Source organism: Ignavibacteriales bacterium, from assembly GCA_026390815.1.
In the GTDB taxonomy this organism is placed as follows: Bacteria; Bacteroidota; Ignavibacteria; order Ignavibacteriales; family SURF-24; genus JAPLFH01.
Map to the genome: position 1 here is coordinate 57,269 of JAPLFH010000041.1, position 13,829 is coordinate 71,097.

Annotated in this window: 8 protein-coding genes and 1 tRNA gene; 2 read left to right on the forward strand and 7 right to left on the reverse strand. The window is 34.0% G+C overall.

The window, feature by feature from the left end:
• Nucleotides 1–25 precede the first annotated feature (25 nt).
• From NTX22_12955 to NTX22_12980, 6 genes are all read right to left on the reverse strand, one after another.
• Entirely contained in the window at nt 26–616 is a 591-nt protein-coding gene (locus tag NTX22_12955; GenBank protein MCX6151433.1) for an RES family NAD+ phosphorylase, read from the reverse strand.
• A gap of 413 nt (nt 617–1,029) precedes the next feature.
• Nucleotides 1,030–1,500, reverse strand: coding sequence for a M23 family metallopeptidase (locus NTX22_12960; protein ID MCX6151434.1), 471 nt, complete (start codon nt 1,498–1,500; stop codon nt 1,030–1,032).
• 599 nt (nt 1,501–2,099) lie between these two features.
• Entirely contained in the window at nt 2,100–4,124 is a 2,025-nt protein-coding gene (locus tag NTX22_12965; protein ID MCX6151435.1) for a glycosyl hydrolase family 2, read from the reverse strand.
• A 378-nt stretch (nt 4,125–4,502) separates the two neighbouring features.
• Nucleotides 4,503–7,070, reverse strand: a complete 2,568-nt coding sequence (locus tag NTX22_12970; protein ID MCX6151436.1) for a hypothetical protein — start codon at nt 7,068–7,070, stop codon at nt 4,503–4,505.
• A gap of 750 nt (nt 7,071–7,820) precedes the next feature.
• A tRNA-Asp gene (locus NTX22_12975) sits at nt 7,821–7,894 on the reverse strand.
• Between the two features lie 247 nt (nt 7,895–8,141).
• The gene (locus NTX22_12980; protein ID MCX6151437.1) at nt 8,142–9,248 is read right to left on the reverse strand and encodes an ATP-dependent 6-phosphofructokinase; all 1,107 of its coding nucleotides are present in this window, start codon (nt 9,246–9,248) and stop codon (nt 8,142–8,144) included.
• 194 nt (nt 9,249–9,442) lie between these two features.
• On the opposite strand from NTX22_12980, the gene secD reads away from it, so the two are divergent.
• Together secD and secF are read left to right on the forward strand one after the other, a co-directional pair.
• On the forward strand, nt 9,443–11,383 hold the full coding sequence (gene secD, locus NTX22_12985) for a protein translocase subunit SecD (GenBank protein ID MCX6151438.1): 1,941 nt from the start codon (nt 9,443–9,445) through the stop codon (nt 11,381–11,383).
• A 32-nt stretch (nt 11,384–11,415) separates the two neighbouring features.
• Entirely contained in the window at nt 11,416–12,555 is a 1,140-nt protein-coding gene (gene secF, locus NTX22_12990) for a protein translocase subunit SecF (GenBank protein MCX6151439.1), read from the forward strand.
• An 81-nt stretch (nt 12,556–12,636) separates the two neighbouring features.
• Here secF and NTX22_12995 read toward each other — a convergent pair whose 3' ends face one another.
• Nucleotides 12,637–13,797, reverse strand: coding sequence for a tetratricopeptide repeat protein (locus NTX22_12995; GenBank protein MCX6151440.1), 1,161 nt, complete (start codon nt 13,795–13,797; stop codon nt 12,637–12,639).
• Nucleotides 13,798–13,829: the final 32 nt, after the last annotated feature.

The window sequence follows — 13,829 nt, forward strand, 5'->3', positions numbered from 1 at the left end:
GTTATACGGTATTTCGTTTAAAAACTTATTCATACCCATATTCAGTAGAAATTATTTTTATCATACTGCATTTAGAATTGTCTAATTCAGCAAGTGTGGGGTCAAATAAAACAATATTATATGAACTAGTTAATATATCTTTATCATAACTACTATGATACAACACTCCATCATACTTTTCTTTTTTAATAAGTTCACAGATGAATTGATAAGGTAGGTAATCGACTTCTGGTCTTGCCGATAATTGTGATTGTGAAAATGTTAATCGAATGCAATGGTTTAGACTGGTGATGTAATTATTTTCAGAAATTGGAAATGAATAAATAAAACTTATCATATTAACATTCTTTCTAAGAGAAAATTCACCGATTGTAAGAATATCACTATGCTTTGGTAATACTTCCTTGATGCAAGTATTTACATCCGATGATAAATACAAATATGATATTCCATCAGGATTAGCTCGACCTCTCACGGCTTCCTCTGGCTTTGGATTAAACATTTTATCACTTTGGAACGGAAAATCTTTGTTGTCCTCGTATTTATGTATTCTAGCTCTATAAAAAACACTCCCTTTTATTTTTGTGGTTGAATTTAATTTTATAGCAGCTTTCATTGACTCTACAAATTTTGTATCAACAAAAAATCTATTCTTATATTTAATCTCATCTTCAAACTTGTGATAGTCTTGAAATGCTAAATCATCTATCATTTTACCTACCGTATAACGCCGTGTTTAGTTAAAATACAACACCGTCGAAAAATTTATTTAAAGATCTCCTCTTAATCTTACTTTTGTAAAATTAAAAAATTAATTCAAACTAATTTCTGCAACAACTATAATTACGAATATCTTATCCTCTAATAATCGGGTTATCTCCAGGTATTTTATCCTTCACCTCGTTTTTGATGCAACTTAAAATTTTAATTTACCTTTGTCAAACAAAAATATTTTTCTCTTTTGACTTCTCCGTATTATTGACTTTTTCCTTTTTTAAGCAGTTAGCTGGTGGCTCACTTTGCCAAGATTCAATATGGAAACGCTTTGTATGATACACCTTCTGTTAATCCTATCGGATGCTGTATCGTGTTCTTAAAATCAAAGGGAATCGTCTGGTCGCTTCTGCCGTTGTTGCTATTCGTAACATCAAAATGTAAATGTGGTGGACCTCCGCTCCCTGAATTGCCACTCAAACCGATAGTGTCGCCCAGCATTACTGTCTGACCTATCTTTACAAGAGCTCCATCTGTTGTTAGATGAACATAACGCGCATAAGTCGAGTCCTCATGAATAACTATCACTACGTTTTCATTACCTGCAGTCTGGTCATAATCCGAATAACTCTCAAGAATATATACAACATGACCGTTTCGGGCGGCAGTAATAAGTGTTCCAATTGGCATGGCAAAATCCACAGCATAGCGGAATGTACCATTGTGTGAATATGGGTTGTTGAATCCCAGCAAGCATATATATTCCCGCCCGATTGGATAGGGCAAAACATACTTAGCCTCTACCGACAGGGCTTCATTGATTGCAGGAGACTGATGCTTGCATGATAGAAAAAGAAAAAAAAGCATACAGAACGTAACAATGGATTTCATAGTGTTTTCTCTTTATTAGTTGTTGAATCTGGATCAGTACTAATTACAAGCCTTCCGTGTTTAACATTGTATTAAAGGGAATATGCAATTCACTTACTTGGAGCCAACTACTAACGCCATTGCCGATAAACAGCGCCCAACAGGGAAGCTATGTAAAAAGCAACTTTCCATTATAGATTATCACTATCAACCGACTAAAATTTAATTTTGTAAAAAATAATAAAAATATTCAAACAAAATCTATCATAGTTAAAAATGTATCTCCATTAAATTATGCCGGAAATTAACTTGGCATCAAGGTGTCGCGCTTCTTCTTTATATACGCTCTTTCCACATTTCTTAATAACTCATAAACATCTAATAAGCTTATTAGATGTTTCCGTACCAATGTTGCTACTGTTGAAAATGCTTTCTTTACATTTGCCATTTTCTGTAATACGGTCAATAGTAATTGTGCTATTAGAGTACACCAGACTTGGGTTCTGATCGCATTTTCATTCCTTCCAGTTATCTGTTCTAAATGATGATGCCGGCAAATTCTTCTTATTGAAAAGAGTTGCTTCATCAGTGTTGCTCCATGCGTACCTTGCAGCTAATGGCTTTTTTATTTCTGCTGAACTCAGAATTATTTTATTTCCAACTATTTTAACATTTGCTTTTTTAAATTCCATATTTTCACCGGCAATAAGAAAATTGGAATCACCATTTTTTTCCTTTAACTTTAATCCACCGTCTGCAAAATCGAACGACAAGATTATTTTGTCTTTATTTATTTTAAACGATTTATATAAAGGACCGGAATAAAAAACCTTTTTATAATAATCCTTTGCAAGTGCCCACATAGCAAGCCTTTTCCCTACTTCTTCTTTGTTTCCGGGGTGTACATTTTCAGGGTTACCAATATCCAGGGTTACAACCATTCCAGAATTCTTTGTCGTTTGAGAAAAGAGCTGCGCTTCTCTTAACCTTTGCGATTGTGTCTTATCATCATACTTATATGGTGCAATTTGCACATAGTAAAATGGAAAATTCACCTCCTTCCAATCATCCCTCCAGTTTTTAATCATCTTTGGGAAAAGAACTTTATACATATCTGGCTTATTAGTATTCGATTCCCCCTGGTACCATATTGCACCTTTAATTGAATACGGAATAATCGGTGCAATCATTGCATTGTATAAACTTGTTGGAGTGTAAGCTGAAAGATCAACATCAAGTTTTGGACGAGAAAAATATTTTTCTCCTTTAGCACCAAACACATAAAATTTCATGCTACTGTACTCAGCTACGGGTAAATATTTCCAATTGCCGGCAATTGATATTTCTTTGTCGCCTCCCTTTAAAAATATTTTCATTTTTTCTTTATCACCATAAAATCCACCACCACCTTGATTATCAACTACTCTTACAGCAATTGTAACAATTGTGTCTTTTACTAATTCTTTTGGAATAGTATAAATCCTTTCTGTCTGCCATTGCCCATCTGTTTCATATCCTCCAACCCTCACACCATTTACAAAAGTTACATCCATATCATCAATAGGTCCAAGCCCAATATTTAAATCCTGATTCACAAAGGAATGAGGTATTTCAATTTTCTTTCTGAACCAGACGGCACCATCAAAATTTCCAATCTCGGTTGCTTCCCAACCAACGGGCAAATTCATGTCTTTCCAATTATTATCATCAAATGATGGCAACGAACAAGAATCATCTTTAAAGTCAAGATTCTCCCATTTATGAAGATCATCTTTTGTACTAATATCAATCACCGGATACTGTTCCTGCCATTTACGAAGCTCAATTAATTCTGATTCACTTTCATCTAATTTGCTAAGAAAAGATTTGTATTCTTCAACCTGTCCTAAATATTTTTTACTCATCCACGATTCTACCGCAGTTCCTCCCCAGCTTGCATTAATTAAACCGATAGGAATTTTTAGCTCATTAGCCAACTTTTTACCAAAGAAAAATGCAGTAGCGCTAAACTTTGCTACAACTTCCGGGGAAGATGGCAACCATTCGCCGGTACAATTAAATTCAGGTTGACTTGAATAAGCTCTTACAACAGTAAAAAAATGAATGTTAAGATTTTGTGCATTCTTAATTTCATTTTGCGCTCCAATTATTGTATCTCGAGGGGGCCAGCCTTCCATCGGCATTTCCATATTGGATTGCCCTGAACATAACCAAACTTCGCCAATCAAAACATTTTTAAATACAAAACTTGAATCACCAATTTGAATTTTTATTTTGTATGGACCGCCGGCTTTAGGTGTTTGTATTTTTGCGTTCCAAAAACTATCCGCTTGAACTTTTGTTTTTACAATTTGTCCCCAGCTTGCCTGGATTAAAATATTTTGGTTGGGTGTAGCTTTTCCCCAAAATGGAGCTTTTGATTTTTGCTGAAGAACCATGTTATTAGAAAAAATAGCTGGCATTTCCAAAAACAATTTGTTATCAGTTCCCTTGATATTAATTGCTGAAATTAAAACTAAAGTTAGGATAAGCATTTTCATAATAATTACCTTAGATTTTTGTAAATCATTTTAGTTAGAATAAGTAAGGTCGACTATTCCAATCTTAATTCATTAAATTAAAAAATTTTTAGAAACCCTTCTCCCTTAAGCAGATTATTGAAATAGACACTTACTATTGGATAAAAACAATATTCATTCTACCCGAAAATAAAAACCATCTGTTCGGTTTTCAGTTCTGTTAAATTCTCATAACTATCGCCAACCAACACCTGAATTATACTGCTATCTTTTGCTTGTAGCAAATAAATTTTAATTTCTGTAGTAACCGCCGGCAATGAATCATTGTTGCCCAAAATTAAAAGTAATGTCTAAAAATCTTTAGAAAAAAGTTGGTTTGGACAGAAGCCGTTAAAACAATTAATAACTATCAATCAAACTTATTATTTTTATTTTGCTTTCAAGATTATTAATTACTATTGGCGTTTTTACTTCAATTTTTTTAGGCACACCCGGGAGCAGATCAAAATAATTATCTGTAAAGAATACATCTTCATCATCAACACTCAAATAAACATCCTTTGCAAATTTGTTAGAAGTAACCTCAACTTCATAGCCATTATCTGACTTATCAACTTTAAGTTTTATATCAGCTTTTTCTAATGACAAATCCTTTGGTTGAGTAAAGTATAATAAATTCTCAGCAAGAATTTTAATATCAGATTTGACTGACGTGAAAACTATTGTTCTTGATTCATCATTCTTTCCCAACAATTCTTTCTTGTTAATTTTAAGATAGGATTTACTGTTATTTGCTTCTAAAGTCAAAGGAAAAGTTTTATTGAAAATTTCTATTCCGGAAAAATCCAAAACTTTCACTTGCAGTTCCGCTTGAACTGGTTCAAGTTTATCTGAAACAATATAAAAATCAACCACATCATCCTTAAGGACAGGAGCCACAATAATTTGTTCATAAGCTTTCTTAGAAATATAATGCATTGCCTTCCAGCGTTTGTAATAATCCATACTGCTCCAGGATGCAACAGGCCAACAGTCATCAATCTGCCAGAATAGCGTTCCCATACAATAAGGTCGGCTTCTGCGGTGTGCTTCAATAGCTTGCTTTGTTCCATATGCCTGGAGAACTTGTCCAACATATAAGAATGATTGAAAATCTTTCGGCGTTTTGTAATACATATTCAGGTAATCACGAATTCTCAAATTGCCAATCCCGCTCCGTTGATGCGACGTCATTACGTCTGATTCGATATCCCAGTCTTCCGGTAACGTGTAAGCTTTAATAGTATTAAATTCCGGGAATGACTGGAATCCATATTCACTTACAAACCTTCCAATCTTAAATTGGAAATTCTCAAAGGGTTCTTTTCCATGCCATACACCCCAGTAATGCAAGTCGCCGGATTCCTGTTTGGATGCTCTGCCATAATCAGAGCTTGGTGAAGAAGGCCAGTAGAATCTTGTTCCGTCATATTCTTTTGTAACAGATGGAATGATGTTGAAGAAAAGTTCTTTATAGGTGTCATAGATTTCCTTCTGCTGTTTTTCTGTAAACAGAGGTCTCCATCCCCAATTTGCCCAGGCATCTTCTATTTCATTATTACCAACCCAAAGAGCAATCGATGGATGGTTTCTCAACCTCTTCACATTGTCAATTGCTTCCTGTTTTACATTTTCCAAAAACATTTCATCGCCTGGATACATACTGCACGCAAACATAAAATCCTGCCAGAGTAGAATTCCATATTTGTCGCAAAGATCGTAAAAGATATCATTTTCATAAATGCCGCCTCCCCAAACACGAAGCATATTCATGTTTGCATCAACGGCTGACTTTATAATCTTTTCATATTCAACAGGTGTTACTCGGTTTAGAAAAATATCACTTGGAATGTAATTGGCTCCTTTCATAAAAATTGGGATACCGTTTACCTTAAAGTAGAAACTTCTGCCAATTGAATCCTGATCCTGAACAACTTGAATAGTTCTCAATCCAAATTTTGTATTCATCTCATCAATTGGTTTATCATTTTTTGATAATGAAGTATTGAATTCATAAATGTAGTGTTCGCCCAAACCATTCGGCCACCAGAATTTTGGATTTTCAATTTCGAAGGAAGCAGAAATTTTGTTAATTCCTTTTTTCAGAATTATTGATTTATGAACAAGTTCATTATTATTATTCAAAATTTTTAAGTCAAAGTAATCATCAACATCAGAATTGATTTCCAGGTACGCTGTTAAAGCAGCAACATCTTTAGTTAAACTTTTTTGAACTAACTGAATATCTTTTAAAGAAGCTGAACTCCAAGCCTTTAAAAAGATTGAGCGCCAGATTCCTGATGTAACAAATCTTGGTCCCCAGTCCCAGCCATAATGATACGGCGCCTTGCGAGCGAAAACACTTATTCGCTTACTTCCTAATCCTCCAATTTCACTCTGATCATTAGCCGCAGGTAAATCATAGCCTAATTTTTCAAGCTTAGGCAAATCTCTTTTAATAGGTGAATGAAAATAAATCCTCAACTTATTTTCACCTTCTTTAAGATTTCTTTTACAATCAACTTTCCATTCGCGAAACATATTGTCGGCAATCAGAATTCTTTCTCCATTTAGGAAAACATCGGCATAAGTATCAAGTCCATAAAATTCCAGTACCACATTTTCCTGCTGAATAATATTTTTCCCAAGTTTAAATGTAGACTCATATTCCCAATCGGTTTTATCAATCCATTGCAAATCTTTTTCATTAGTACGGTAGAAAGGATCTTTAATTAAAGAATTGTCGAGCAGATCGGTATGAACACATCCAGGTACCTTTGCGGGATACCATTCATCTTTTCCAACCTGGTGAAATTTCCAATTTTGATTAAGTTCGCGTGTGATTGGTTGAGGTAATAAATTTGTAAAACTGATTACCAACAAAATAAATGCTGAAATAAAAATTTGTTTTATCTTTAAACAGTTCATCTACCCACCGTTAATTTTTCTAAAGAAACATAGCAAACTATTTTTCCAAAATCATTTTTTTTGTTTGAAAAAAATCGCCATATCTTAACTGATAAAAATAGATTCCACTTTATAATTGATAATTGAAAATGAAAAATTATAAAAACCCGGGGCTTTTTCCTCCTTCACTAAAGTAGCTGCTTTACAACCAAGTACATTATAAATTCTTGGGAAACATGGCTGGCATTAGAAAGCTGATAATTGATCATTGTATTTGGATTATCTGATACTGATTTTTTCGACAGCTAATCCTTTACGATAATTTTTTGTAAATGGACCATCCCAGAAAAGAACTGTTTTATTAATTCACTTATGGACTATACGGATGAGGAATTGGTTGTGTGTTATTTCGCGGTTTTCAATTACTTTTAAAGAGAAGTAATGCCTGTCCTCTGTACTCAAATACCAAATACACAAAATATCTTGCTGATTCCATATTTCTATATTATTTCTTTGTTTACATTATACTATGGCACAATGCGATGTAATAATACTTGTGCTTAGAATTCTTAGCGATTTGGGTCTTAATCATACTAATGTAAAATTGGGAACCTGTTACAGGATAATAAAAACCACCAACGCAATCACGTTTTAATCGTATTCTTTATTCGGGAAAATTGTAATATTTTTTCTACTTCAGTTTCTACTTCAGTCAATTTTCTTTAAAATATTAAAGCCTTGTAAATTTTTAAATTACAAGGCTTTAAGAAGCGGGGTCGACGAGACTCGAACTCGCGACCTCCTGCGTGACAGGCAGGCGTTCTAACCAACTGAACTACGACCCCAATTTTTTTATGAACAATTTCTTTCTTCCGAACTCGCGATCTTCCCGTCAAAACGGGACGTTCTAACCAACTGAACTACGACCCCAATTTTTATGAACAATTTCTTTCTTCAGAACTCACGATCTTCCCGCCAATACGGGACGTTCTAACCAACTGAACTACGACCCCAATTTTTATGAACAATTTCTAAAATTCATACGTAAATAACGGAAATATTTTCCTATTTAGCAAGACTCCTTTTGATCTTTCAAAATCCTTCTGTACCAAAACTAACTCCGACTGCTTTAGCTGATAGCAGTGCCTGTGTAGTTGTAGTAACTAATTTCTGTTTTGAAATTGCATCTTCTATTTTCACGCTGGTAACTTCATTTCCCTTCAAAGCAACCATCCTGCCAAATTTTCCTTTGGCTACTAATTCTATTGCGTATGTTCCGAATTTAGTGGAAAGAATTCTATCAAATGGAGTAGGACTTCCGCCTCTTTGAAGATGACCAAGAACCGTTACCCTGGATTCAAGATTTGTATTTTCAGAAATCATCTTTGTAACCAACTCGCCAATGCCACCAAGTTGAATTGGATCAGTTCTTTTAACATCCGTGGCTTTAACAACCATCTGTCCATTTTTTGGTTTTGCTCCTTCAGCAACACAAATAATACTGAATCTTTTCCCCATCATATTTCTTTGAATAACTTTTTGATATACAATATTCCAGGAGAAAGGGAATTCCGGAAGAAGTATTATATCAGCACCACCGGCTAAACCTCCGTTCAATGCAATCCACCCGGCATATCTACCCATTACTTCAACAACAATAACTCTGTGGTGTGAAGAAGCTGTTGTATGTAATCTATCCAACGCTTCAGAAACAACAAATATTGCTGAATCGTGTCCGAAAGTTTGATCGGTAGCTTCAAGATCATTATCAATTGTTTTGGGAACGCCAACTATATTCATTCCCATTGCACTCATTTTATTACAAATGTGCATGGTACCATCACCACCAATAGCCACAAGTGCATCCAAATTCCATCCATGATAAAACTTCAATGCATAATTTGATCGATCAACTATTTTTATTTTTCCATCAACTTCCTCTGGCCAATGAAACGGATCACCTTTATTGGATGAACCTAATATTGTTCCGCCTAAAGATAATATTCCGGAAACATCTTTATTATAAAGTAATCTGGCTCTCCCTTGTACCAATCCTTCAAAACCGTCTTCAATTCCCATAACCTCCATTCCATAATCGTGGGCCGGTTTAGACACACCTCTAATAACAGCATTTAAACCTGGGCAATCTCCACCACCAGTTAAAATTCCAATTCTTTTAATTTTTGTCTTTGTATGCATCACTTCCTCGTAAAAAAAATTTGTTTAAATATAGATTTTTTTGTTATTAAAGTGAACATGTTTATATAAATATGCACGGCATTATTTTAGTCTAAGTATATGGCAGTCATTTTAATTGATTTTCTATACTTAACCGCCTATATTTAGTGACTTAAAAATTGAAAATAACTCATTTATTAACATTTAGAAGTGATATGAAAAAATTCAGATTCAGAATAATAATAATTCTTGGTGCAATTGCGCTAAGTGTTTACCTTCTGCATTACACATATGCAGATTATAGAAACTCCAAATACCTTGAAGAAATAAGACAAAAAACTAAAAAAGAAGTTCTGCAAAAAGATCCGTCAATTGAAAGAAAAAAACTTGATAAACTTGTTGAAGGAAAAATTGACAGCATCCGGATGAGCGATAAATCCTATATTAAGGATAGAGAAAAAAGAATAAAACTTGGGCTCGATTTGCAGGGTGGAATGTACATGGTTATGGAAGTGAACACAGTAAAACTACTGGAAAAATTAGCCCGTGATCCTGATGAAGTTTTTAAACAAGTATTGAAACAAGCGGAGAATGAATCAAAATTAACTGATGCGGATGTTGTATCTCTGTTCACTCAAAAATTAAAGCAAAAAGGAATTCGTCTTAGCCGTTACTTTGGAACTATTAGAGATGATGACGATAAAATTGTTTCTAAGTTGAAAGAACAATCTGAAGACGCTGTAAAACGTGCTCAGGAAATTATTAGAAACAGAGTTGACCAGTATGGTGTTTCCGAGCCGGGCATTACAAGACAAGGATCAAGAAGAATAATTATTGAATTACCGGGTATTGCAAAGGAAGAGGAAGCCAGGCAGTTATTGCAGGGCAGTGCGCTTCTTGAATTCAAACTTGTTAAAGAACCAGAATTCGCAATTTCTATAATGCAAAAAGTTGATGAAGTGCTTGCTGGTAATGTAACTTCTGATTCACTCGCAGCTGATTCGAGCAAATTGGCGAAGGACAAAAAAAATCTTGCTGCAGAAAACTCTAAAGCTAAAACAGATACTTCAAAAAAAGAGTTGTCAAAAGAAGAATTTGCAAAGAAGCATCCTTTCTTTGCAATTGCAATGATAAATCCGCAGGCAAGAACTGCCGAAGCTTATGTAAAAGATGAAGAGCGAGTAAAGCTTGATATGATGTTGAACCGTCCTGAAGTGCTAAAGGTAATGCCGAATAACGTTGAGTTCTTGTATTCTGCAAAACCAATACTCGCTCAAGATGGCTCAAAAATGTATACACTTTTTATGGTAAACAAAACTCCTGAATTAACTGGTGGAGTAATTACAGACGCTCAGGCAAATATCGACCCCCAAACTTCATCACCGATTGTAACGATGCAAATGAATTCTGAAGGTGCAAGAGACTGGGCAAGAATAACCGGTTCAAATATTGGAAAACGAATTGCCATAGTTCTTGATAACGGAGTTTATTCCGCTCCAACAGTTCAGGGTAAAATCCCAAGTGGAAATTCTCAAATTAGCGGTATGCCAAATCTGGAAGAAGCTAAATTAATTGAAATCGTACTTAAAGCAGGCGCTCTTCCCGCACCTGTAAATATTATTGAAGAGCGTACAGTTGGACCATCCTTAGGTGAAGATTCCATTTCTCAGGGATTTAATTCTGCTGTTATTGGTTTCTTAATGGTTGCTTTATTTATGTTTATAATTTACACGAGGGTTGGAATAATAGCTGACATTGCACTTTTCTTTGCAATACTTTTCATCTTCGGATTCCTTGCAGGGTTTAATGCAACTTTAACTTTGCCTGGTATTGCTGGTATTGTATTAACTATGGGTATGGCAGTAGATGCAAACGTATTGATTTATGAAAGAATAAGAGAAGAGCTGGCAGTAGGTAAAACTATGAAAGCCGCCATCGATAGCGGATTTAAGTTTTCATTTGCTACAGTAATCGATTCGCACGTTACAACATTGATTACGGGTATTATCCTTTATCAATTTGGAACCGGACCTGTTCAAGGATTTGCACTCACTCTTATCATTGGAATTTTTACAAGTCTTTTTGGCGCTCTGGTAATTTCCAGAGTTATATTAGATTTTATGGTTGAAAAAGGTTATAAAATAAGTTTAGGATAAATAACACTTTCTTTTAAGGAGAAATTACTTAAATGCGAATATTTGAAGATTTACATGTTGATTTTTTAGGAAAAAGAAAATTTTTCTATATGCTTTCCGGCGGCTTACTTTTGCTGGGATTAATTAATATTATATTCCGTGGTCTTAGCTTCGGCATCGATTTTAAGGGCGGAACTGAAATAGCACTACAATTTGAAAAACCGGTAGACATCAGCCAGTTGCGTAATTTAATTGATAAATTGGAATTGGGTGAGGTTGAAATAAAATCTTTTGGAAGCGATAGAGGAATATTAATTAGAACCGAACTACAGGAAATTCCTAAAAACATATATCCAAAGATTTTAAATAATTTGGAAAGAGTTGTTGACCAAAAATATCCTGGTCTGCCAAGAAAAATAGTTGATTCAACTATTAATTCAATTGTGTATCAGTTTCCTGGCAAGGATACTACTACTGCAATAATAGATGAATTATTTAAAGCTGGATTTCAAACCGGTAAAGTGTCTGAAGATATTACTGGTACTCATATGATTGTCCGTTTTGGTATTTCTGATTGGATTAAAGTGAACCTGAAAGAAAAGTTACCTGATAATTCTTTCCAGGTTCTTAAAGAAGACAAAGTGGGACCAAAAGTTGGAAAGGAATTGAAAACGAATTCTGTAATTGCAGTATTTTTATCTTTACTTGGAATACTTGTTTATCTTGCATTCAGGTTTAAATTCATATTCGCCTTTGGAGCTGTTGTTGCACTTTTCCATGACGTTCTTCTAACTTTAGGTTTATATGCAATATTGTATGGTTTAATTCCCGGACTTAACCTTGATATTACCATAACTGTTATTTCTGCTTTTCTTACTTTGATCGGTTACTCAGTTATGGATACAGTAGTTGTATTTGATAGAGTAAGAGAGTATTTAAAGATCTATAAAACACTTCCTATGGAAGAAGCAATGAACAGGGCAGTAAATAGAACAATGAGCCGTACAATTTTAACTGGCGGAACAACGTTAGTTTCTTGTATTGTACTTTTAATTTTTGGTGGTGAAGTTCTTAGAGCTTTCGCCTTCACTCTAACCTTTGGTATTATTACAGGAACTTATTCTTCGGTATTTGTTGCAAGTGCAATAGTATTGGATTACACAAGAAAGACTGGAAGAAAAATAGAATTTTAATCTTAAAGAATTCAATAAAAAAGCCGTGGCATAAAAATGCTCGCGGCTTTTTTTATATGAGGGAGTAAAGTAAATAAAATATTATTTTGGTTTTGCACCCTTTTCTTTTGCTTTAATAAAATCTATTTGAGATTGGCAAGCTTTTTTGTAGGTAGCATCAGTTAAACCTGCAGTAAAAAATTCCACAGCTTTCTTGTTATCACCCTTATTAAAATAAATCAAGCCCTTATAATAATTTATTGCTCCATCAGTAATCATTTTTTTATAAACAACAACACTGTCTAATGATTTCAACGCATTTTCATATTGTTTCTTTTCAATAAAAGATTTGGCTAATCCCAGATACGCACTTTCTGAACTTCCGTTAGCAATTGATTTATTAAAGTCTTCAATTGATTTATCATATTTCTTCGCTTTATAATCAGCGTTTCCAACCACAATATAAGTTCTTCCAATACCTTCTTTAGCGGCAGCTTTTAAATTTTCATTTTTAGAAACTTCAATTACTTTTTCATAACTTTTAACTGCATTATCATAAGCACCTTTTTTAGTTTGAAGACCAGCAAGAGCAATGTAAGCAAGGTCGAATGAATTATCTGTTTCAGTTGCTTTCTTTAGTACGCTTTCTGCTTCATCTTCTTTATTCATCTTTGATAAAGTTAAACCTTTTTGATAATATGTTCTTGCGTCCTTATCGTTAATTGAAAGAGCCATATTATAATTTTTTATTGCTTCATCAAATTTATTTTCTTTGGATAGTTCGTTTCCTTTATTGAAAAATTCAATCGCTTTAGTATTCTTAACAAAGGCTATTGATTCCTGTGCCTTTTTTTTCATCTCTGCGTTTTGAGACATCTGTAAAACTTTTTCGTAAGTAGCAATTGCATCATCATATTCTTTTAATAATAACTGAGAATTTGCAAGTCTATTATAAGCAGCTTCATTTTTGTTTAACATCAGGCTTGCATTAAAAGCGTCCTTTGCTTCAGCATATTTATTAAGTTTAATCAATGCATCACCTTTTAACATGTAGGTTTTGTAATCTTTAGCAATCTGAAGACTGGAATCAGCATAGGCAACAACTACTTCATATTTTTGATTTTGCAAATTCTGCACGGCATTATTAAAATATGTGGCAGCCTTAGGATCCATTGTTGGAGTGTTTGAAGTATCTTGCTGTGCTATTACAGATGTAATCAGAATCAGCAGAAAAATATTGGCTGTTAAAATTAACTTTTTCATATATTCCTTTTATTATTAGTTGAATAAATTTC

What these genes read in the sequence shown, in the direction of transcription:
- NTX22_12955 (MCX6151433.1), bottom strand. Translation starts at nt 616, where the DNA reads ATGAAAGCTGCTATAAAATTAAATTCAACCACAAAAATAAAAGGGAGT.
- NTX22_12965 (MCX6151435.1), bottom strand. Translation starts at nt 4,124, where the DNA reads ATGAAAATGCTTATCCTAACTTTAGTTTTAATTTCAGCAATTAATATC.
- NTX22_12970 (MCX6151436.1), bottom strand. Translation starts at nt 7,070, where the DNA reads ATGAACTGTTTAAAGATAAAACAAATTTTTATTTCAGCATTTATTTTG.
- NTX22_12980 (MCX6151437.1), bottom strand. Translation starts at nt 9,248, where the DNA reads ATGCATACAAAGACAAAAATTAAAAGAATTGGAATTTTAACTGGTGGT.
- secD (MCX6151438.1), top strand. Translation starts at nt 9,443, where the DNA reads ATGAAAAAATTCAGATTCAGAATAATAATAATTCTTGGTGCAATTGCG.
- secF (MCX6151439.1), top strand. Translation starts at nt 11,416, where the DNA reads ATGCGAATATTTGAAGATTTACATGTTGATTTTTTAGGAAAAAGAAAA.
- NTX22_12995 (MCX6151440.1), bottom strand. Translation starts at nt 13,797, where the DNA reads ATGAAAAAGTTAATTTTAACAGCCAATATTTTTCTGCTGATTCTGATT.